The organism is Lacrimispora indolis DSM 755 (assembly GCF_000526995.1).
GTDB lineage: Bacteria > Bacillota > Clostridia > Lachnospirales > Lachnospiraceae > Lacrimispora > Lacrimispora indolis.
This window is the reverse complement of record NZ_AZUI01000001.1, coordinates 78,683-100,952: the sequence shown is the minus strand read 5'-3', so window position 1 is coordinate 100,952 and position 22,270 is coordinate 78,683. Positions and strand designations below refer to the sequence as shown.

Here is a 22,270-nt window from a genome sequence, read left to right as displayed (position 1 = left end):
GAGTATGGCACAGGTAAAATCAAAAAAGAGAGTATCAGGCGAACGGGCCGGTAACCTATTGATCGAAGTGATTCTTTTGTTGATGGTAGTAACCACCCTATATCCGTTCTGGCATGTATTCATGTATTCTATTTCCGATTCCAGGGCGGCCATGAGCGGAGGACTTTTCTTTCTTCCGAGAAAGCCCACATTCCTGACGTATCAGCTGATATTTAAGACTTCCCAGATTTTTGTGGCCTTTGGAAACACGGTTGCAAAGACGGTCGTGGGCACGTTTATCAGCCTTGTTCTTACTGTATTGACCGCTTATCCCCTGTCCCTGCCGTACTTTCGGGGAAGAAGATTCTTTCAGATCGTTATATTTTTTACAATGCTGTTTTCAGGCGGAATCATTCCCACGTACCTGCTTTTAAAGGACCTCCATATGCTGGATACGTTCTGGGTCTATGTACTTCCGTCCGCCATGAGCCCTTATAATATGTTTATCATGAGAAATTTTTTTCTGACAATTCCAGACTCTCTTCAGGAATCAGCCATGCTTGACGGAGCCAATCATATGCAGGTTCTTAGCAGGATCGTGCTTCCTCTTTCCAAGGCTTCCCTGGCTACCATGACCATGTTTTATGGGGTAACGAACTGGAACTCCTATATGGATGGCATACTGTATGTCAATAACCAGAAGCTTCAGCTGCTTCAGGTGTATTTAAGACAGCTGATTTCCTCCACGGGAGCGAAAGGGGCATTGAGTGCGGCCGGGGATTTAAGCGCCGCGGCGGCGGTGACAGAGGAAAGCATGAAGATGACCGTGATTTCGCTTTCCATTATTCCTATTTTGCTTGTGTACTTATTCCTGCAGAAATATTTCACGAAGGGCGTGATGGTCGGTTCCGTCAAAGGATAGGTGCGGCCATAAAAATAAAAGAACAATGAAAGGAAGGAAAGTATGATTATGACTGGGAGAAAAGGAAAAAGAATTGCTTGTTCCGTACTGGCGGCAATGATGGCATTGTCCCTTGCAGCCTGCAAGGGAAGCGGAGGGCAGCCGGATACGGCAAAAGGTACGTCAGACAGCGCTGCAGAAGTATCAGATGCAGCATCCGGGTGGACCTCTGACAATGGCGCAGAGATCACGATCATGCTTTTCGGAGATAACACTCCGGATGCAGATAATATTGTAATACAGGAGCTGGAAAAAAAGACGGATACAAAAATAAGCATCATCTACCTGCCTGAAAGCGATTACAATACGAAATTGAGCACCATGATCGCCGCCGGCACGGTGCCGGATATTTTCTGGTGCGGTAATCTTGCGGATGCGGCCGACTATAAGAAAAATGGGATTTTGGCGAATGTGGAGGAGCTGCTGTCCCAGAAGGCACCCAATGTCATGGAAGATACAAAGGATATGATCCGTAAGGTCTCTGTAAATGAGGATGGAATCTATCTGGTGCCTTCTCCTGCAAAGAACTGGGCCAATAATGTGAATATCCGCACAGACTGGCTGAAGAATTTAGGGCTTGAGATGCCGGATGACCTGGAAAGCTTTCGTGAGGTCATGCGTGCATTTACCTATGATGATCCGGATGGAAACGGGCAGAAAGATACGTATGGATATGCATTTAATTTAAATAATCTGACAAACGAGGACGGCAGAGCTTTTCAAAGCATTTTCGGAGCCTATGGAATCCCAAAGGGAAAGACCATTGAACTGGAGGATGGCACAGTCACCACATGGGTAAAGCATCCCAGATTTTTAGAAGCAATTGCCTACATCAAAACTCTGATTGATGACGGCCTTACAGAACCGGATTATGTGACCATTCCCCAAATGGATATGTTCGGAAAGCTGTGGACCGGAGTGGCAGGCTGCATGGAGTGGGAATGCGTGGGTCCCACCAATAACTGGATGCCGGTCCGCTATACGGAGGACCCCGTACCTGTTTTTGGATTCCCCGTTTTAAAGGGGCCGGATGGAAAATCCGGAGTGCCGGCAGTCTATCCGGAATTGACCTCAGGCTGGGTGTTTTCCGCCTCCAGCAAGAACCTGGAAGGAGCGGCCAGGATTGCAGACTACTGCATGAGCCCGGAAGGAAGCGATCTCCTGTTCCTCGGGGTAGAAGACACCATGTACCGGTGGACCGATCAGGAAAAGGGCCAGTTTGAATATCTGGACCAGTATAAGGACAATGCGACCCACAGGGCGGCAGGCGGCTTCTGCTACTGGCTGCTGTTTAAACCATCAGACAACGCCCAGTACCGCACATTAAACGAGCAGACGAGAGAGGGAGTGAACCAGGCCTGGGACCAGGGGATCGACTGGGCCTATGTCACCGCCACGTCAGAAGTGAGAGTGGAAAACGGAGCGGATATGGACCAGGTCATAAACGAAATGCTTGCGGACTTGCTGACGACAAAGGATGACATCAAGACCGTATTTGATAATTATATGGAAGAATGGGAAAATGTAGGCGGAAGCGACTGGGAGAAAGAAGTGACAGAGCTCTGGAAAGAGCAGAACCGGTAAAGGAGCTATTGGGAATGGAAGAATTATATTTAGACCTTGGGGCCCTTCCCGTCAGACGTGGAGCGGGGAGGATGGAGCCGGAATTGAACCCGGGAGAGCTGGTGGTATCCCCGGATCAATGCGGGTTCGTGGAGATGGACTTAATGAGTGAAGACGACGTCCGCATATGGAGCCGGTATTCTTATCTGGTTTTGGAACTGAAGGCCGGGATGGATGCCATGGCCTGTGTGGATCTATGTTTTTTCAAAGGAGAGGGAGAGAAGCCGGACAATGTTTTAAGCTACCAGATGATTCCCACACAGGATGTGACCTTACTGGTGGACTTTTCTGAATTGAAATCCGTCAGGTACTTTTTAAAAACAATGCCCGGAATGTTAAAAGGGCACTGCACAGGGCTTCCGGCAGAACTTTCAGAGATGAAACGGGTCACGGTTCTGGTTCATCCGGGCTATAGCAGAGAATTTTCCGGCATCAGGCTGAAAGCAGCATACTTAACAGATACCGTGCCGGATATCCGGGTGGAAGGGCCTTTCATGGTGGATGAGTTTGGCCAGTGGATTCAAAAGGATTGGGATACAAAGACTCACTCGGAAGAGGAGCTGATTTCTTACTTAAAGTATTCCTATGAAAGAGCAAAGGCAGAATCTGATTATCCGGAAGGCTTCAGCCGGTATGGGGGCTGCAAGGCCGTAGTTTTTGAGAAGACAGGGTACTTCCGCCTGACACATGCCCATGACCGGTGGTGGCTGGTGGATCCCGACGGATACGGTTTTTTTTCCAATGGAGTATGCTATGGTTCCAGAATGGGCGTATTCGGCTTTGTGGACGGTATGGAGCAGATGTATTCCTGGCTGCCAAAGGAGGATGATCCGGTATATCGGGAGGCATGGACCAATGCCGGTGAGATAGCGGAGTATGTAAAACGCAACGGAAAGGAGTCCGGCAAAAACAGAAAGATGTTTAATTTTGCCAGGGCCAATATGATACGGGCCTTTGGACCTGACAAATGGTGGGAGGCCTGGCATACCATAAATACCGCCAGGCTGAAGCGGTGGGGGTTTAATACCATAGGAGTGGGTGTGAATAACTATTTTGATGAGCGGGTCATGGAATATCTGGAAAAAGCCAACATTCCCTTTGTATGGACATTGAAGGAATTTCCTCAGACAAAAGAAAAGATCTTCCGTGATTTCCCCGATGTTTACTCAGAAGAGTACCGGTCGGAGGCGGAGGCCTTTGCCAGAAGGCAAATGGCACCGTTTGCAGATAATCCCTATATGATAGGCTATTTCATCAACAATGAACCCGAATGGAGGTTTCAGGAGGTGAATCTGGCTGAACGGACTTTTTCCCATCCCCAATGCCTGGAGAGCAAAAAGAAGCTGGTTGAGCTGCTAAAGGAGAAGTATGGGACAATAGAGGCCCTGAATGCTTCCTGGGATGTAAAAATGTCGGCCTTTGAAGATTTATATGTCCCCAGAGAAGCTCTTGATCAGTGGTCAGACGGTGCCGGGGAGGACTTCCGTTTTCTTCACGATACGCTGGTGGAAATGTATGAAAGTGTGGTTGCAGAGGAACTGAAAAAGAGAGATTCCAACCACCTGGACTTAGGAATGCGATATTCGAAAGCAGATATCAGAATTATGGGAGGCTGCCGGCAACACGATGTATTTTCCTTTAACTGTTATGAAGAGGAACCGGAGTCCAGACTTAAACTGTGCAGCCAAAAGGAAGATGTGCCCATGCTTATCGGAGAGTGGCATATTGGAGGAGGGGATAAAGGCAATTTATCTCATGGACTTTTGGCTTCCCCCAATCAGGAGGAGAGAGGAAAGGCCCTGGAATACTATTTGCAGAGAGCCATGAGCCATAAGAACTGTGTGGGAGCCCATTACTTTGAGATGAACGATCAGCCTCTTTTGGGGAGGTTTGACGGGGAGTGCATGGAGCACGGCCTGATCGATATCTGCAACCGCCAGTTTGAGCCGCTGGTATCCCATTTGGAACACACAGGCCATCACATGTATGAATATGTGAGAGGCATAAAAACGCCCACGAAAGTCAGGGGAATCATGGAGCGCAATGAGTGAATCAGAAGCAGACGGAGGAAGTAGAATTATGATAAAAATAAGCAACCGGTACATGGCAATCGGGATTGATGAAAAAGGCAGGCTTGCATTTCTGGAAAACTGCAGCAGGGGCAATGTGATCGACAGACCGGCAGAGGATCTTTTCATGATGAATCTAAAGCAGGGAGAGTGCTGGGAAAATCCTGTTTGGGGCCATGACCAAAGCCCTGCCGTGACAGAGTGTGAAGGCGCCATAGAAATTACCTATTCCAGCCTGTTTGTGAATCATACAAAGGAATATGCCGATATCGGGCTGAAGCTCATCATTTCCCTGAAGGAGGAGCTGATAAGGTTTGATGCGGTCATTGAAAACAGAACCGGGGATTGTGAAGTGATCGACTTCGAATATCCAAGGATCGGGGTCATAAAATCCATTGGCAATCAGCCACCATCCCTTTTATGGCCGGTACAGTCAGGAATGTGTTATCCCAACATCGGGGAGTATTTAAGTGACCTGCCCTTAACCAGGGAAATATATCCCAACAGCATTTATACCAGATTCCCGGGCAGCGACGGAAGCATGCAGTGGATGGCGCTGACAGGAGGAGAGGAGACCCTTTATTTTTCCGGTCATGATGAAGAATACTATTCCTCTGTGATGCGGGCACAGGGAAGCGGTACAGACAGGGGAGCCATAACCTTGATATATGACAAATTGGCATTTGTCAAACCGGGGGAGACCTGGGCATGTCCGCCTTACGTTTTAAGCCTGTACACCGGAAGCTGGCGGCAAGGTGCAAAGGAGTATAACAGTTGGGCTTCCTCCTTTAGAGTGCCCCGGGAAAAATCGAAATGGGTGCAGGATATGCAGGGATACTTCCTGGTGATCAACAAACAGCAGTTCGGATATGAGATGTGGGATTACGGGCAGCTGCCCAGGCTGTATGAGCTGGCCCAGGCCCATGGCTGCGATACGCTGGGACTTTTCGGATGGTATGAAAGCGGCCATGATAATCAGTATCCCGATTTAGAGGTTGGAGTGTCTATGGGAGGCCGGGAAAAGCTGATGGAAAACATCGGAAAGGTCAAAGAGGCAGGGGGACATGTAACCTTGTATCAGCAAGGTCACTTATTGGATCCTACGGCGAAATTCTATAAAATTAAGGGGCATAAGCTGGAATCGAAGAGCCGCACAGGAATGCCTTATTACGAATACTACTGTAAATCTCACAAAAGCTCCTTTTTAGGCTGTTACACCAACAAGCTGTTTACCATCTCCTGTCCTTCCTGTCCTGAATGGCAGGAACTGATGGAGGAAAAGACAGATTTTGCCGCTTCCTTTGGCCCTGACGGTGTCTTATTTGACCAGATAGGCGGAATGCATCCTTACCCCTGCTTTGATGAAAGCCATCCTCATGAAAAAGGAAAGCCATCCCTGTCCTTAAGCGGAGGCAGAAGACAGCTTCTGCCCAGAATCCGCAGCCGGGTGAAATCATACGGGCAGGAATTTGCCTTTTTCAGCGAACACATTACGGATATCTATTCCGTTTATCTTGACTGCGTACACGGTATAAACTCGCTTCCCTCCGAAGAAGGAGACAGAAAAGCCGCCGCAGAAGGAGAGCGCTTAAGAGATGGAATCAATTATCCGGAGCTGTTCCGCTATACCTTTCCGGAGACCATCATAACCATACGGAACAGTGCGCCTTTCATATCCGTAAGAAAAGCAAACTATGCATGTACCTTTGGCTTCCGGTTCGAAATGGAAATCCGGTATCAGGATGACTGTGACGATATCCTGACAGACCGCTGGCCCATAGAACGGGAGTATGCGAAACAGGTTACGGATCTGCGGAAAAAGTATTGGGATATTTTAGGCCACGGAATTTTTACAGATGAAGAACATTTAACAAACCGCAATCCTGCGATCATTGCAAAGGGCTTTCAAAAGGACCGTGCGCTGGCAGTTGTTCTGTGGAATGATACAAAAGGCAGCGAAGCAGTCTGCATGGAAGCGGCAGGTTTCCGGTTAAAGGAGGTATCCGGCATTCACGGAACGGGAGACGGGCTTCCCGATCGGATGGAAAGCCAGGAACTGCTCATAGCTATATATGAGAGGATATAAGATATATGTAATTTGGAGGACGGTGATATCGCCGTCCTCAAGCCATATCTCCATAAGCTTAAGGAAACCCAATCCTATCATATTATACTCACTGCTAAAAACTCCCCGATAATTACTCCGCCAGGCACAGAATGGGTGTAAAGTTTGACATGTTACAGGTTCCAAAGGCTGGTTTGGCATTTTCCAGTGTTGTGGCCTCTTAGAATTTTAGATATATACGATGCACCGCACGCTTTGCGAATAGTCTGTCATAATCATGGCAGTCGAAGTTGTGGTGGGGGATGTGAAACATTAGGCCCAATGGAATAACATCACAACAATATCGCCAAAGTTTACAGAAATGGCCTGTATAGTTAAGAAAATTAAGTCATGACCGTCAAAAACACAAAGCTGGCAAAATCACTTGAATTTTAATAAAGTAAATGTTATAATCCTACCAACATATCAGACGAGAGAACAATGGAGTCTCAAGCGTACACAGTACGGTTGCGGCTCTTTTTGCTTATGGGCCGGCTATTTTCCATGCATAGGATCCAGGTCCATAAAGCAAATAAAGCTCTTAAGGAGAACAAGGAGGTTTTCCCTGCATTTTCAGGGAAGCCTCCTTGTTTTGGTTTTCTATTTGTTTCTGTTCGTTTGAATGATAACAGATTGAGGAGGAAGCGATTATGAAAAAAAGATTTTTAGCCGTAACTCTTACGGCAGCAATGGCGGCAGCACTTCTTGCCGGCTGCGGCTCTTCTGCTCAGCAGAGCGCTGCAGGTGGAAGTACAACCGCAGCCGGTTCGGAATCTTCCCAGGGCGCAGCGCCTTCTGCGGAAGCAGGGGACGGGAAAACCATTAAGATCGGCGTGTTTGGTCCTGTCACAGGAGGTTCTGCTGTTTATGGAGAAGGCGCACAGAATGCCATTACCATGGCGGTTGAAGAAGTCAACTCAGGTGATTCCGGCTACAAGGTTGAAATAGTAAACGGCGGAAAAATCGTAGATGACGGCGGGGATGCCAAGCAGGCAATTAATGCTTACAACAGTCTGATGAAGGAAGGGCCCAGTGCCATAGTGGGAAGCTTTTTTTCCTCCGTCACCCTTCCGGTTGCCGAGCAGGCTTCCAAAGACAATATGCTCCTTCTGGCAACAGGAGCTACTAATAAAGATGTAACCTTAAAAGGCTCCACTATTTTCAGGAATTGTTTCATTGATCCGTATCAGGGCAAAATGGCCGCACAGTTTGCAAAGGAAAAGGGCTGGACAAAAGCTGCCATTATTTATGCCAAGGATGATGATTATTCCAACGGCTTAAAGGACGCATTTATTGAGAATGCGGAGGCAAACGGAATTGAAGTGGTTTATGTGGGAGAATGTACCACAAAGGATACGGACTTTTCTTCCCAGACTTCCCAGGCGGTGGCAAAAGGAGCAGATTTCCTGTTTTATCCCGCATTCCTTGATACGGTTCCCCTTTTGGTAGGCGCGGCAAGGGATGCAGGCTTTGACGGAGCCATTATGGGCGGCGACGGCTGGGATGGTACGGATACGGCAGGCTTTGAAGATAAATTTGAGAACTGCTATTTTACCAACCACTATTCTTCAGAAGATACCGCTCCGGCTGTAGTTAATTTCGTATCAAAATATACGGAAAAATACGGTACGGAAAGCTTGAATGCCTGTGCGGCTCTTTACTATGATGCCATTTACATGCTTGTGGAAGCAGCCAAAAACGGCGGAGCATCTGATACGGCTTCCCTGGTAAAGGGAATGACGGGAATGACTTTCACAGGTGTGGGAGGAACCTTTACTATGGATGAAAATGGTGATCCGGAGAAATCCGTAGCGATCAATACCTTTGAAGCCGGAAAGGTGAAATGGCTTATGACCCTTTCACCGGAAGGAACAAAGGAATAAATCAGCATAAATCTTACAGGAAGGTCTGAAAAAAAGATAAGGAGATGTGCATAAAGGCTTGAATGGTCTTTAGTGCACATTTTCCTTTTGAGAAAGGAAGATCCTATGACATTTTCATTATTCTTTCAAAGCCTGATAAACGGACTGAACCAGGGCGCTATTTATGCCTTGATTGCTCTTGGCTACACCATGGTGTACGGAATCATCCGCATGATTAATTTTGCTCATGGCGATTTTATCATGATTGGAGCCTATACTTTATTTTATACCATTCCTTTGATGATCCATGCAGGAATGCCTGCATGGATTTCCGTTTTCTTAGCAGTGGTCATATGCGGGCTGGTGGGGGTTCTGGTTGAGGTGATCGCCTATAAGCCGGTCCGCAAGGCAGGCTCCATGTCGGCCCTTATTACAGCGCTTGCCATGAGTCTGTTTCTTGAAAATCTGGCCATGGTCCTCTTTGGCGCCAAGCCCCATAATGTCCAGAAGATATTTGATTTGCCCTCTGTAAACGTGTTGGGAGTGGCCCTTCCCTTAAATGTTATTTTAACTATCGGTATCGGAGTGGTTATGATGGCAGGTCTTCAGATATTCATAAAGAGTACCAAGATGGGGAAAGCCATGCGGGCAGTGCCCCAGGACCGGGATGCTTCCATTCTTGCTGGAATCAATGTTAATAAGGTGATTACCATGACCTTTGCCATCGGTTCCGCACTGGCGGCAGTTGCAGCCCTTATGTACTGTGCCAAATATCCCCGCGTCACCAATGACATGGGCTCCATGATGGGCCTTAAGGCCTTTATTGCCGCTGTCCTTGGAGGAATCGGAATCATTCCGGGAGCAATGCTTGGAGGGATTCTGGTCGGTCTGATTGAGATATTTGTAAAGCTTTTTGCACCAGGCTGGTATGAGGCGATTACCTATGCCATTCTCATTGTGATTCTTTTGGTGAAACCGTCCGGCATTCTTGGCAAGAATGTGGGCGAGAAAGTGTAAGGGGGTGAATTATGGAAAAACGGTTTAAAGTTTCTTATTTCCTTAATTTCCTTGGAGTTGTGGCAGTTTTTCTCCTGTTTGTCCTGCTTTTTGAAAACAAAGTTTTTGGTATGTCCACCCAGTATATCAAGGGAATCAGCACAACAGCCTGCTATACGATCATTATGGTGGCTTCCTTAAATCTGGTGGTGGGCTGTATGGGTGAATTTTCCCTAGGCCATGCAGGGTTTGTATCCGTTGGGGCATATGCCTCAGCCATAGTGTCCAATGGACTTGCCGGAAAAGGATTGCCGGATATTGCCTTATTCCTGATCGCTCTTCTGGCGGGAGGAATTGCAGCCGGCATGACAGGAGTTCTGGTCGGAATTCCGGCCCTCCGTTTGAGAGGGGATTATCTTGCAATTGTGACCATTGCCTTTGCTGAGATCATCCGTGTTCTTTTCTGCAATCTTTCTATTACCGGCGGCGGAAAGACCATGAGCGGCATTTTGAAGCTTTCCAACTTCTACTGGAGCTTCTGGATTATGGTGATCTGCATCACTGTCATGTATATGTACGTACGCAGCCGCTTTGGCAGAACGGTGAAAGCCATTCGGGAAGATTACATAGCGGCGTCTGCATCGGGAATCAATGTGACTTATTATAAAGTACTTACTTTTACCGTAGCCGCATTCTTTGCAGGAATCGGCGGAGGAGTTTATGCCCATTACATGACAGCCATGATTCCCACGAATTTTAACTTCATGTACTCCGCAGAGCTTCTCTCAGAGGTGATCATCGGAGGAATCGGTTCCATTACCGGCTCCATTATCGGAGCGGCTTTTCTTTCTTCCCTGCCGGAAATGATGCGCCAGTTCTCCCAGTACCGCATGCTGGCATACTCTGTAGTATTGGTACTGGTTATGATCTTTAAGCCGGGCGGTATTTTTGGGGCATGGGAGTTTTCCCTCATTCGTGTATATGAACGGCTGACAGGAAAAAAGGATGAATGGAAAAAGAGTCGGAAAAAAACGGAAGGAGGTGTATAATTATGACAGGGGTAGAAAAAACCATGCCGGTATTAAAGGCGCAGAACCTAGGAATCCAGTTCGGCGGTTTAAAAGCGGTGGACAGCTTTAATATGGAAATCGGAGAATCAGAGCTGGTAGGGCTGATCGGGCCAAACGGTGCGGGAAAAACCACTGTGTTCAATCTGATCACCGGCGTTTATAAACCTACGGAAGGATCTTTTTATTTAAATGGTCAGTGTATGAATGGAAAAAAGACCTATCAGATCGTTGAAGCAGGGATTGCAAGAACATTTCAGAATATCCGGTTATTCAAGAAAATGACCGTAATTGATAATGTAAAAGCAGCCATGAGCGCCAAGCTTTCCTATAACTTATTTCATGCTGTTTTTCGTACGCCGTCTTACTGGAAGCAGGAAGAAGCGCTGACAAAAAAGGCCAGGGAACTTCTTGAGATCGTGCATCTAAGGGGAAAAGAGGATTATGAAGCAGGAAATCTTCCCTATGGAGAACAGAGACGTCTGGAAATAGCAAGGGCCTTGGCTACGGATATGAAGCTCCTTCTTCTTGATGAACCTGCGGCAGGGATGAACCCTACGGAAACGGAAGAGCTTTTGGAAATTATCAACTATATCCGGGATGAATTTAAGATTTCCGTGCTTCTCATTGAACATGATATGAGCCTGGTCATGAAAATCTGTGAACGGATTTCAGTCCTTGATTTCGGCACCACCATTGCTGCCGGAACTCCGGAGGAGATTGCCAATCATCCAAAGGTCATTGAAGCCTATTTGGGAAAAGACGATGAGGAGGTAGAGGAAGATGCTTAAGGTAAAGGATCTGGCAGTATCTTACGGAGCCATTGAAGCCATTCACGGCGTATCCTTAGAAGTTCATGACGGAGAAATCGTTTCTCTCATCGGTGCCAACGGAGCAGGAAAGACCACCATCTTAAGAACCATTTCAGGTCTAAAAAAGGCTGACAAGGGAGAAATCAACTTTGACGGAGCCGATTTGATTAAAACAGAACCAAGTAAGATCATCAATTTAAAGCTGGCACATGTGCCGGAAGGGCGTCATATTTTTCCCCAGATGACAGTAGAAGAGAATCTGGAAATGGGAGCTTTTACCGATGGAAAAGACATGGCGGCCAATATGGCAGATGTATTTGAACGCTTTTCCCGTTTGAAAGAGCGGAAAAAACAGCTGGCAGGAACCTTGTCCGGCGGAGAACAGCAGATGCTTGCCGTAGGCCGGGCTCTTATGGCAAAACCCAAAATGATCCTGATGGATGAACCGTCTATGGGACTTTCGCCATTGCTGGTAAAGGAAATATTTTCTATTATCAGAGAAGTGAATAAAAAGGGAATTACCATTCTACTGGTGGAACAAAATGCAAAAATGGCCTTATCCGTATCAAACAGAGCATATGTCATGGAAACTGGAAAAATCACCATTGAAGGCAGTGCAGGAGATTTACTAAAGGATGACAGGGTGAAGAAAGCATATCTTGGACAATAGGAGGGTACGACTATGGATGAGAATAAAAAGTATTTTGCCATTGCCATTACCCGTACCTGCGGGAGCGGAGGCGGAAGCTATATAGGGAAAAAACTGGCGGCTGATTACGGGATCGATGTCTATGACAGAAAACTGCTGCGTCTGGCATCGGAAGACAGCGGGATCAATGAGGCGATATTTGCAAATGCAGATGAAAACACGAAAAAGACCTTTTTATACCGTGCCTCAAAAAGAGTCTATAACGGTGAAGTCATTCCAAAGGAAAGCGGTAATTTTTTATCAGATCAGAACCTTTTTAATTACCAGGCAAAGGTTTTGCAGGAGCTTCTTCATCACGAATCCTATGTATGCATTGGCCGGGCGGCGGATTTTGTCTTAAAGGATGAACCCAATGTAGTGTCCGTGTACTTAGATGCCCCCTATGAATTCCGCTTAAAAAGAGAAATGGAGCGGCAGGGAATATCCCAGCCGGAGGCTGCAAAGTATATAGACAGACTGGATAAATACAGGAATTCCTATTACGTGTACCATACCGGAAGGCTGTGGAAGAATCCTGAAAATTATGATCTTTGCCTGGATACGGAAAGTCTGGGGCTGGATCATTGCGTGGAATTAATAAAGAAATACGTGGAGCTGAAATTTGGGATCAGAGCCAAGGAAAAGGAGATATTATGAAAGAGCTTGCTTATTATGATGGAAGGATCGGAACCCCTGAAGAATTGATGGTTCCCTTTCAGGACCGGGTTCATTTTTTTGGAGATGGAGTTTATGATGCCACCGTTGGGGGGAATCACAAAGTATATCTTTTAAAGGATCATCTGGACCGTTTTTATTCCAGTGCCAAAGCCCTGGATATTAAGATTCCCATGGAAAAAGAGGAGCTTGGAAATCTTCTCACCGAGCTTCTTTCCATGGTGGAAGGGGATACTCATTTTGTGTACTGGCAGGTGACAAGAGGGACTGCTCCCAGGGATCATATCTACGATGAGGCAATGCTTGGAAAGCTATGGGTCATGATAAGACCTAATAAGCTGAAGGATCCAAACGTGGCCATCCGCCTGATAACAAAGGAAGATACCAGGTTTTTCCACTGCAATATCAAGACATTAAATCTTCTCCCGTCTGTGATTGCTTCTCAGGAAGCTTTAAAAGCGGGAGCAGCGGAAACTGTTTTACACAGAGGGGATGTGGTTACAGAATGCGCCCACAGCAATGTTTCCATTTTAAAGAACGGAACTTTTCTTTCCCATCCCAACGATAATCTGATCCTTCGGGGGATTGCAAAGACTCATATGATTCAGGCCTGCTACAGGCTTGGGATCCAGGTGCTGGAGCGGGCTTTTACCCTGGAAGAACTGATGGCTGCCGATGAGGTCATCGTGACCTCTTCATCCAATTTCTGCCTTCATGCTGGCTTCATTGACGGAAAGCCTGTGGGAGGAAAAGATCCGGAAACCTTAAAGAAGATTCAGGATGCTGTTTTGGAAGAATATTTAGAGTATACAGGCAGAAAGAGCATATTTGATTAGGAGTGAATGATGGACAGAGGCGGACTGGAAAAGAGAAATGTGGGAGAAAACCTGGATGCTCTTATGAATTTAGATCCAAGAGGTTATGGGGTGTGCCGGATTCTTTATGCAGGGAGCCGGGAGCAGATGGGGGAGCCTCTCACCATGAGAGCGGCGGAAAAACTGTGTGAAACGGTAAAGGAAAATGATCTGGTTTATATTCTGACAGGATTTGTACTGCTGCCTCATAAGAAGCCGGAAATGGATGGAATGGTCAGTTCTATGCTTCTGGCACGGGCTCTGGTTATGGCTTTTGGGGCAAAGCCTGTCATCATCTGCCCGGAGGACTGTGTGAAATCCGTAAAAAAGTGTGCCGGCGTGGTAGGCCTTCATATTTACCAGGATATAGGGACTGTAAGAGAGCTTCCTCTCAGCATGGGAGTGATGGCCTTTACAAAAAATCCGGACAGGGCGGAAATTGAAGCAGAATGGCTGATAAAGGAAGGACTTCCCGGAGCAGTAATTTCTGTGGAGGCCCCAGGTTCCAATGAAAACGGTGTGTATCACAATGCAGCCGGAAACAATGTAACGGAACTGGAAGCGAAAACAGATGTGCTATGGGAAATACTCCGGAAAAAGGGAGTCTTAAATATTGCCATCGGTGATCTGGGCAATGAAATCGGTATGGGGGCAATTGCAGACCATATTAAAAAATACATACCCTTTGCTGCTTCCGGAGAATGCGTGTGCGGCTGCGGAGGCGGAATTCTGGCAGCCAGCAGAGCGGACCATGTGATTACGGCAACCTGTTCTGACTGGGGCTGCTACGGTTTGATCGCGGCTCTGGCATATTTAAAGCGGGACATGGAAATTCTCCACAGGGAAGAAATGGAAGCAGAGCTGATGAGAGTGGCGTCAAGAACCGGATTGATTGATATGACCGGATCTCTGATTCCTGGAATTGATGGGTTCAACATCCGGCTGAATACGGGAATTGTCAGCCTGATGCGCCAGTGTACGGCTTATGCGGTGCGGTATTCCCATAATTCCGATCACTGGTTTGGCTCTGTACTGAAAAAGGGGTTTTTTGAAGAAGGAGATGGACCATGGTTCAAATAAAGGCTGTTGGTGACTGCGGTGTTCTGGCGGAGCTGGGTGATTCCATCAATGAGTCAGTAAATTCAAAGGTAATGGAATTAAACCGGAAAATCAGTGAGCTTTCGCCCCAAGGGATTCTTGAGACAGTACCTGCTTTTTGTTCTGTACTTGTTTTCTATGATCCTCTGAAAACGGATTTTGACGCTGTATCAAAGGTTCTTTTAAAACTGTCAGAATCTCTGGAAGGCAAAACAGGGACAGGCGGAAAGCTGGTGGAAATTCCGGTTTGTTACGGAGGCAGCTTTGGACCGGATCTTCCTTTTGTTGCAGCCCATGGAAACTTGACAGAGGACGAGGTGATCCGGGTTCACTCGGGCAGGGATTACCGTATTTATATGCTGGGCTTTTTACCTGGATTCCCCTATCTTGGCGGAATGGATGAAAGCATTGTCACTCCCCGGTTAAAGACACCCAGAACCAGGATTCCGGCGGGAAGCGTTGGAATCGGAGGAGAGCAGACGGGAATCTATCCCATGGATTCTCCGGGAGGCTGGCAATTGATCGGACGTACGCCTTACCGCCTTTTTAAGCCGGAGCAGGCGGGAAGACCTCTTTATGAAGCGGGGGATTCCATTCGCTTTGTGCCCATCAGTCAGGAAGAATTTGAAGAAATAAGCAGAAAACAGGAAAAGGGGTGACGCAGTGGGATTAGAAATCTTGCGTCCGGGAGCCTTATCTACGGTTCAGGATAAAGGGAGAAGAGGCTTTTTAAGCCAGGGGTTCCAGGAAAGCGGAGCCTGTGATAAGTATTCCATGAAGCTTGCCAATCTCCTGGCCGGAAACTTTGAAGAACCGGAAACATCAGCAGTTCTGGAATTCACATTAAAGGGCGGAGAGATCCGCTTCACCTCTGATGAGATCATTGCTCTTGCCGGAGGGGATATGAAACCCTGTGTAAACGGAAACCCGGTTCCCATGTTCTCCCCGGTTCTGGTTCGGACAGGAGATATTCTGACTATGGACTTTGCGGTCTCCGGCCTTCGGACCTACCTGGCGGTTTATGGAGGAATCCAGGTTCCTGTTGTCATGGGAAGCCGTTCCACCAATTTAAAATGCCGAATGGGAGGCTTAGAGGGAAGGGCGCTCCTTGAAGGGGACCGCCTGGAGTCAGAAAAAAGCCGCGGGAAGTTTAAGAAAATAAGAAAGAAATTAAAAAGAAATGAGAAGCTGGCAGCCCTGGGAGAAGAGGAACCATGGCTGCGCCGTTCATCAACGCCTTACCGCTTTTACGGAAATGACCGTATGGTTCTTTTGCGTGCAGTAGCAGGCCCTCAGGAGGACGCCTTTACAAAGCTGGGACTTAGCACCCTGGTCAGGAGCTCTTTCCGCTTAAGCCGGGACTGCGACCGCATGGCCTGCAGGCTGGAGGGAGAAGCCATAGAAATGAAGAAGGGGGCTGATATCATATCCGATGGGATTGCAGAAGGCTCGGTTCAGATCTCATCTTCTGGACTTCCCATGGTTATGATGGCAGACCATCAGACCACCGGAGGATATGCAAAAATTGCCACAGTGATCAGCACGGATATCCCTGCACTGGCACAGCTAAAGCCAGGAGAATCGGTGGCATTCCAATATGTGACCCCAGGTGAGGCTGTGGCAATCTGCCGGAGGGAAAATGAAAAGCTGAATCAATTAAAGGAACGGCTTATGAACGCTGTTTACCGGTAAGCTGCCATAAGACAGGAAAGAAGGAAATAACATGGGACTTGAATACAAAGACAGGGAACCAAAAGAAGTCCGCCGTCTGATCAGGCAGGGCGTGATCCAGGAGCCAACCACCGGAATGTGCGGCGGTTATGCCCAGGGAAATCTGGTGATTCTTCCTGAAGAACTGGCCTGGGATTTTCTTTTGTTCTGCCAGAGGAATCCCAAAGCCTGCCCCCTTCTGGAAGTATCAGATGCAGGAAGCAGGAGTTTTCCCCTGACAGCAGAAGAGAGCGATATCACAAGGGACATTCCCAGATACCGGCTGTATGAATACGGCGTGTGCACCGGTGAATACACCGATGTATCAGAATTGTTTGAGGAGTATCAAAGAACCAGGGGAAAGCTGGTAAGCTTTCTCATTGGCTGCAGTTTTTCTTTTGAAACAGCACTTTTAGAGGCAGGAATACCGGTGAGACAGATTGATGAGGGAGTGAATGTTCCCATGTTCCATACCAACATTCCCTGCACACCGGCAGGCGTGTTTTCCGGCACCATGGTAGTAAGCATGAGGCCAATTCCCCACCGTAAAGTTTCCGGAGCTGTTGCCATTACCGCCTCCATGCCAAGAGTCCATGGGGCGCCTGTTCACATCGGTTATCCCGAAGTCCTTGGCATAAAAGATATTAACAAACCGGATTTTGGCGACCCGGTGACCATATATGATGGAGAGGTGCCTGTTTTCTGGCCCTGTGGGGTAACACCACAGGCAGTGGTCATGAACAGCAGACCCCCGTTTGTGATCACCCACGCCCCGGGGCACATGTTTATTACGGATCTGAAAAATGCGGAATTAAAAAATTAGAGGTGAGAATATGCCGGTCATTGATTTGAATTGTGATTTGGGAGAAAGTTTTGGTGCGTATAAAATGGGGCTGGATGAAGAGGTGCTGCCCTATGTGACATCAGCCAACATTGCCTGCGGTTTCCATGGAGGAGATCCTCTGGTAATGGAAAAGACGGTGGCTTTATGTAAAAAGTACGGAGTGAGGGCAGGAGCCCATCCTGGATTCCCTGATCTGGTGGGGTTCGGAAGAAGAAACATGAGCCTTTCCCCAAAGGAAGTAAAAGCCAGTGTCATGTATCAGATCGGCGCCTTAAAGGCTTTTTGCAACGGGGCCGGGATCAGGCTCTGTCATTTAAAGCCTCACGGAGCATTGTACAATATGGCTGCAAAAGATTATGAGCTGGCAAAAGCCATTTGCCAGGCAGTAAAAGAAGTGGATAACAGCCTGATCCTTCTGGCTCTCAGCGGCAGTGAAATGCTCCGGGCTGCAAAAGATACAGGACTGTTAGCTGCCAGTGAGGTATTTGCGGACCGTGCCTATCAAAGTGACGGAAGCCTGGTTCCACGGAGCAGGGAAGGTGCGTTAATCGAAGATGAGGATCTGGCGGTGAGACGGGTGATCCGAATGGCAAAGGAAGGTGTCGTGGAGTCCATTGACGGAAGTACCATTTCCATTGAGGCGGATTCTGTCTGCGTTCACGGAGATGGAGTAAAGGCTTTGGAATTTGTGAAAAAGATAAGGGAAGGCCTTTTGCAAGCGGGAATTGAGGTGAAAGGTTTTTAGTGGTCAATAAAAAGGCGTGGCACGGAACTGTCATGCCTTTTGTTAGTCTACTGGTGCAGTACTTCAGGTGCTGCAGTAGTTGGAAAAAGTTACCGGATACTCTATGATTACTTTTTATCAGGGAAAATTAAATTGCATCAGTCTGAAAATCATGGTATTCTGTAAAGAGTGTCAGGTATTTCATCAAACTAAGGCCACCGGTGAACGTTGTGCTATAGATACTCAGTTGATTTAAGAGGGGGTAAACTATGCAGTCAGATGCACTTTATTTACATGTGTACCAAAAGATCCTGGATGGGATTCGATCTTTTGAGTATGATGAAAATTCACCATTGCCTGCCGAGCGGGTGATATGTGAAAAGTATCATGTCAGCCGGGCTACAGTCCGTCGGGCCCTGGAAAAATTAAAGGCAGATGGATATGTCTACACGCTTCCCAATAATGGTTCATTTGTCAGGCCGCAAGTGTTTGAGCAGCCGTTGACAAAATTTTATTCTTTTACAAATGAACTTAAAAATTCCAATATTGTTATCTATAACCACATTGTCGAATATGAATTGATCCGGATTGACCATGCCCTGGCGAAAAAATTAGCATACCCCCAGGGGACGATGTTCCACAAACTTGTGCGCCTGCGTTCAGCGAAAGAATATCCGCTGATGTTGGAGACAACATATCTGCCCCTGGAAAGATTTCACACTATCGATATCTCATTTTTGGAGAACCGTGGTTCTCTCTATGAGTATTTAAGAAATACCTATGGATTTCACATGGACAGAGCCGTTGAATCTTTTCGTCCGGTCAATCCCAATGCCAGGGAACGGGATTTGCTTAATATTCCTACGACAACACCCTGTATGTTCCTTGAGCGTTTCAGCTATGAAAATCACTCCATTATCGAATATACTCTTTCCATTGTACGGGGAGATAAATACTCATTTACGGTAAATTTAACACTATAGATCCAGGGGTTTAAGGAAAAAAATATATGAGCCTTAGCAGGCGGCTTGCATAATCAAATGTTGATTGTGCAAGTTGCCTGTTTTTAGTTAGTACCAATCTATATATTGGGCTTTATTTAGATTATTTGTTGAAAAATAAATTAAAATAGGATAATATGACGGTACAAACAAATTATTTAAGCCGGCATTTGTTTGAAGTGTTTAAAAGAGTTAATGTGTGCACTAAAACGCATGGATGGGAGTGAAGATATGGGAGAACCGAACATTTTGTTAACAAGAATTGATAACAGATTGGTACATGGGCAGGTAGGTGTTACATGGACGATGTCTCTGGGGGCAAATCTGATCCTCGTTGCGGATGATGAATCATCAGAAAATGAGCTGTCCCAACAGCTGATGACCGCGACGGCAGATTCATCAGGTGCTGGTATCCGCTTTTTCACAGTCGCAAAAACAATTGCGATCATTGGCAAAGCATCAGCAAAGCAGAAGATCTTCATTGTCTGCAAGACACCGCAGGTGGTGCAGCAGCTCATTGAAGGTGGGGTTCCGATTAAAGAAGTGAATGTTGGAAATATGCACTTTGAAAAAGGAAAACGTCAGATCAGTAAAAAAGTCTATGTAAATGATGATGATATAGCAAGTTTCGCTGCGATCAAAAATGCCGGTGTTAACCTCTATATCCAGGATGTACCCGGTGATCCAAAGCAAACCATCAATCTGTAGAAGGAGAGGAAATAATTATGGTGATTACATTTGGCCAGGGGATTGGCCTTGCGCTAATGACAGCAATTGTAGGAATTGATTTTTGGCTGGAGAGCTTTTTCATCTTCAGGCCGATTATTGTATGTACGCTTGCCGGTTTTATTTTAGGTGATCTGCAGCTGGGGTTAATGGCTGGCGGTATCACGGAACTGGCATTTGCAGGCTTGACGCCGGCCGGAGGTACACAGCCTCCGAACCCAATCTTAGCAGGAGTTATGACCGTAGTCCTGGCTTATACGACAAAGGTTGAGGCAACAGCTGCGATGGCGCTGTCATTGCCCTTCAGCTTTTTAATGCAGTATGTGATCCTGTTTTGTTATTCCAGTTTTTCATTGTTTATGAAAGGTGCAGATCGTGCAGCGGAAGAAGCGGACACGGATAAAATTGTCAGGATTAATATTATCTGTACCTGTATCATTACATTTTTATATGCATTGGTTGTATTCCTCAGTGCTTATATCGCCCAGGATGCGATGAAAGCATTGGTCACAGCAATGCCGGAATGGCTGACACATGCATTTGAAGTGGCAGGAGGCATCTTACCGGCCGTTGGTTTTGCTATGCTGTTAAAGGTAATGCTGAAAAGAGAATTTATGCCTTATCTGTTAATTGGATTTGTGATTTCCTGTTTCCTTACATACTCCAATTTATTGCCTGTTGCGATTGTCGGTGTGGCATTTGCACTCATGACTTATAACACTGAAAAAGGTAAAGCCGTGATGAAAACTGTAAGTGTAGTAGAGGAGGACGATGAAGATGGCATCTGATAACAATTCCAGCAAAGTTATAACAAAACAAGATATCACAAAGCTAGGCCTTCTCTCAACATTTTTGCAGGCCAGTTTTAACTACGAAAGAATGCAGGCCGGCGGCTTTTTAGTATCCCAGCTGCCGCTTTTAAAGAAGATCTATAAAGATGACAAAGAGGGCCTTTCAGCAGCGATGCAGGATAATTTGGAGTTTATTAACACCCATCCGAACTTAGTTGGATTTTTAATGGGACTACTCATCTCTCTGGAAGAGGCTAAAGAGGACAGAGCCACCATCAAAGGTTTGAAAGTTGCTTTGTTTGCGCCTCTTGCCGGGATCGGTGATGCGATCTTCTGGTTTACCATACTGCCGATTATGGCCGGAATCTGTTCCTCTATGGCACTGAACAACAGTATCCTTGGTCCGGTTTTGTTTTTTGCTTTTTATTTGATGGTATTCCTGCTGCGGATCGTCTGGACCCATCTAGGATATAATCTTGGAACAAAAGCAATCATAACGATCAAAGAAACGTCCACGCTGATCGGTAAAGCGGCTACTGTTCTGGGCTGTACCGTGATCGGCGGATTGATCGCATCCTATGTAAATATTACGCTATTACCGGAAATTGTTGTAAATGAATTTACAACAGTCTCACTACAGGCGGACTTTTTAGATAAGATATTCCCCAATATTCTGCCATTTGGCTATGTCTTCTTTTTATACTATTTGCTGGTGAAAAAGAAAACCAGTCCCGTTATCCTGATCATCAGTACATTTGTTTTATCGATTATTTTATCATTCCTGGGGATTCTGTAAAAACATGGGTAATAAGATAAAAATGTTTGTCAGCGATATGGATGGCACGTTGCTGGGACTTGATTTCCGAATCAGTGAGAAGAATGCCGCCGCGATACGGAGTCTGGAACATGCCGGCATCGAGTTCGTGATTGCAACAGGGCGGATCTATTGTGATGCTTATGAAATCTGCCGTCAAAGCCAGATCTATCCGGCTATTATTTCCAACAACGGTGCATGTATATTTAATAGCTGCAAGGAGCAGATTTATGGCCGCTGGTTTCCCACAGAAGGCCTGAATGGAATAATCAATTTCATGGAAGAACATCGTATCTGCTATGGGATCAGTACGAGCAGGAGCTATCTGATACCCGAAAACTGGGAAGATCTGCTGGATAAAGAATCGGAAAGCCTCAAGCAAAGAGGTTCTCTGGTCTCACCGGCCCAAATTACCTATATGAGGGAAGAAATGCTGACCCAGGTGGGAGTTGAAATCGTGCCTGACCTCCGCAGTTATTTCGCAGATGGAAATTCTTGTTATATGATTTCAGTTCATACCTTTGATCCTGAGGTGATTATAAAAGTCAGGGAGTTTATCAGTGGATTTGATAATGTAACCGCCCTGTTATCTACTGATCATACGGTGGATATTATCGGGCGTAATTGTTCAAAAGCTGCGGCACTTAAGTATCTCACACAATTGCGGCATTTGAGTAGGGAAAATGTGGCATCAATCGGCGATGGAATGAATGATATTTCTATGCTTCGGGAATCAGCTGTTGCCATGTCTCCGGCCAATGCAGCGAATGAAGTGAGGGCAATCAGTGAATTTATTACCGGAAGCAATGCCGATGATGCTGTGGCAGATGCGATACGGTATATTACCGCCAACTATTAAGCGGATTATTAAT

At 46.5% G+C, this 22,270-nt stretch carries 21 protein-coding genes; all 21 read left to right on the top strand.

The window, feature by feature from the left end; genetic code table 11:
• Positions 1–4 precede the first annotated feature (4 nt).
• Entirely contained in the window at positions 5–901 is an 897-nt protein-coding gene (locus tag K401_RS0100510) for a carbohydrate ABC transporter permease (RefSeq protein ID WP_024291125.1), read from the top strand.
• Positions 902–949: 48 nt separating this feature from the next.
• Entirely contained in the window at positions 950–2,524 is a 1,575-nt protein-coding gene (locus K401_RS0100505) for an extracellular solute-binding protein (RefSeq protein ID WP_166435250.1), read from the top strand.
• A 14-nt stretch (positions 2,525–2,538) separates the two neighbouring features.
• Entirely contained in the window at positions 2,539–4,614 is a 2,076-nt protein-coding gene (locus K401_RS0100500) for a beta-galactosidase (RefSeq protein WP_024291123.1), read from the top strand.
• 28 nt (positions 4,615–4,642) lie between these two features.
• Positions 4,643–6,718, top strand: a complete 2,076-nt coding sequence (locus K401_RS0100495; RefSeq protein WP_024291122.1) for a DUF6259 domain-containing protein — start codon at positions 4,643–4,645, stop codon at positions 6,716–6,718.
• Positions 6,719–7,386: 668 nt separating this feature from the next.
• Positions 7,387–8,619 carry an ABC transporter substrate-binding protein gene (locus K401_RS0100490; protein ID WP_024291121.1) on the top strand — a complete coding sequence of 411 codons (1,233 nt, stop codon included), beginning with the start codon at positions 7,387–7,389 and terminating at the stop codon, positions 8,617–8,619.
• Positions 8,620–8,724: 105 nt separating this feature from the next.
• Positions 8,725–9,615 (top strand): branched-chain amino acid ABC transporter permease, encoded by an 891-nt coding sequence (locus K401_RS0100485; protein WP_024291120.1) that lies wholly within the window; start codon positions 8,725–8,727, stop codon positions 9,613–9,615.
• Between the two features lie 11 nt (positions 9,616–9,626).
• The gene (locus K401_RS0100480; protein WP_024291119.1) at positions 9,627–10,643 is read left to right on the top strand and encodes a branched-chain amino acid ABC transporter permease; all 1,017 of its coding nucleotides are present in this window, start codon (positions 9,627–9,629) and stop codon (positions 10,641–10,643) included.
• Between the two features lie 23 nt (positions 10,644–10,666).
• The gene (locus tag K401_RS0100475; protein WP_198018289.1) at positions 10,667–11,452 is read left to right on the top strand and encodes an ABC transporter ATP-binding protein; all 786 of its coding nucleotides are present in this window, start codon (positions 10,667–10,669) and stop codon (positions 11,450–11,452) included.
• Complete coding sequence (locus tag K401_RS0100470; protein WP_024291117.1) at positions 11,445–12,143, top strand: ABC transporter ATP-binding protein; 699 nt, start codon at positions 11,445–11,447, stop codon at positions 12,141–12,143. The genes K401_RS0100475 and K401_RS0100470 overlap by 8 nt, the downstream gene beginning before the upstream one ends.
• Positions 12,144–12,155: 12 nt before the next feature.
• Positions 12,156–12,818, top strand: coding sequence for a cytidylate kinase-like family protein (locus K401_RS0100465; RefSeq protein ID WP_024291116.1), 663 nt, complete (start codon positions 12,156–12,158; stop codon positions 12,816–12,818).
• Positions 12,815–13,672, top strand: a complete 858-nt coding sequence (locus K401_RS0100460) for an aminotransferase class IV (protein WP_024291115.1) — start codon at positions 12,815–12,817, stop codon at positions 13,670–13,672. The genes K401_RS0100465 and K401_RS0100460 overlap by 4 nt, the downstream gene beginning before the upstream one ends.
• Positions 13,673–13,678: 6 nt before the next feature.
• Positions 13,679–14,770 (top strand): DUF4392 domain-containing protein, encoded by a 1,092-nt coding sequence (locus tag K401_RS0100455; protein WP_330362343.1) that lies wholly within the window; start codon positions 13,679–13,681, stop codon positions 14,768–14,770.
• Positions 14,758–15,447, top strand: coding sequence for a 5-oxoprolinase subunit PxpB (pxpB, locus tag K401_RS0100450; RefSeq protein ID WP_024291113.1), 690 nt, complete (start codon positions 14,758–14,760; stop codon positions 15,445–15,447). The genes K401_RS0100455 and pxpB overlap by 13 nt, the downstream gene beginning before the upstream one ends.
• 4 nt (positions 15,448–15,451) lie before the next feature.
• On the top strand, positions 15,452–16,480 hold the full coding sequence (locus K401_RS0100445) for a 5-oxoprolinase subunit C family protein (protein WP_024291112.1): 1,029 nt from the start codon (positions 15,452–15,454) through the stop codon (positions 16,478–16,480).
• Between the two features lie 31 nt (positions 16,481–16,511).
• Positions 16,512–17,321: a putative hydro-lyase gene (locus K401_RS0100440; RefSeq protein WP_024291111.1), complete on the top strand. Its 810-nt coding sequence runs from the start codon at positions 16,512–16,514 to the stop codon at positions 17,319–17,321.
• 10 nt (positions 17,322–17,331) lie between these two features.
• A complete protein-coding gene (locus K401_RS0100435; protein ID WP_024291110.1) occupies positions 17,332–18,087 on the top strand; it encodes a LamB/YcsF family protein in 756 nt (251 codons plus the stop codon).
• A 248-nt stretch (positions 18,088–18,335) separates the two neighbouring features.
• Positions 18,336–19,049 carry a GntR family transcriptional regulator gene (locus K401_RS0100430; RefSeq protein ID WP_024291109.1) on the top strand — a complete coding sequence of 238 codons (714 nt, stop codon included), beginning with the start codon at positions 18,336–18,338 and terminating at the stop codon, positions 19,047–19,049.
• 249 nt (positions 19,050–19,298) lie between these two features.
• Positions 19,299–19,775 (top strand): PTS galactosamine transporter subunit IIB, encoded by a 477-nt coding sequence (gene agaB / locus K401_RS0100425; RefSeq protein WP_024291108.1) that lies wholly within the window; start codon positions 19,299–19,301, stop codon positions 19,773–19,775.
• A 17-nt stretch (positions 19,776–19,792) separates the two neighbouring features.
• Positions 19,793–20,581, top strand: coding sequence for a PTS galactosamine transporter subunit IIC (gene agaC / locus K401_RS0100420; RefSeq protein WP_027352239.1), 789 nt, complete (start codon positions 19,793–19,795; stop codon positions 20,579–20,581).
• Complete coding sequence (gene agaD, locus K401_RS0100415; RefSeq protein ID WP_024291106.1) at positions 20,571–21,380, top strand: PTS galactosamine transporter subunit IID; 810 nt, start codon at positions 20,571–20,573, stop codon at positions 21,378–21,380. The genes agaC and agaD overlap by 11 nt, the downstream gene beginning before the upstream one ends.
• A gap of 4 nt (positions 21,381–21,384) precedes the next feature.
• Positions 21,385–22,257 carry a Cof-type HAD-IIB family hydrolase gene (locus K401_RS0100410; RefSeq protein ID WP_024291105.1) on the top strand — a complete coding sequence of 291 codons (873 nt, stop codon included), beginning with the start codon at positions 21,385–21,387 and terminating at the stop codon, positions 22,255–22,257.
• Positions 22,258–22,270 lie beyond the last annotated feature (13 nt).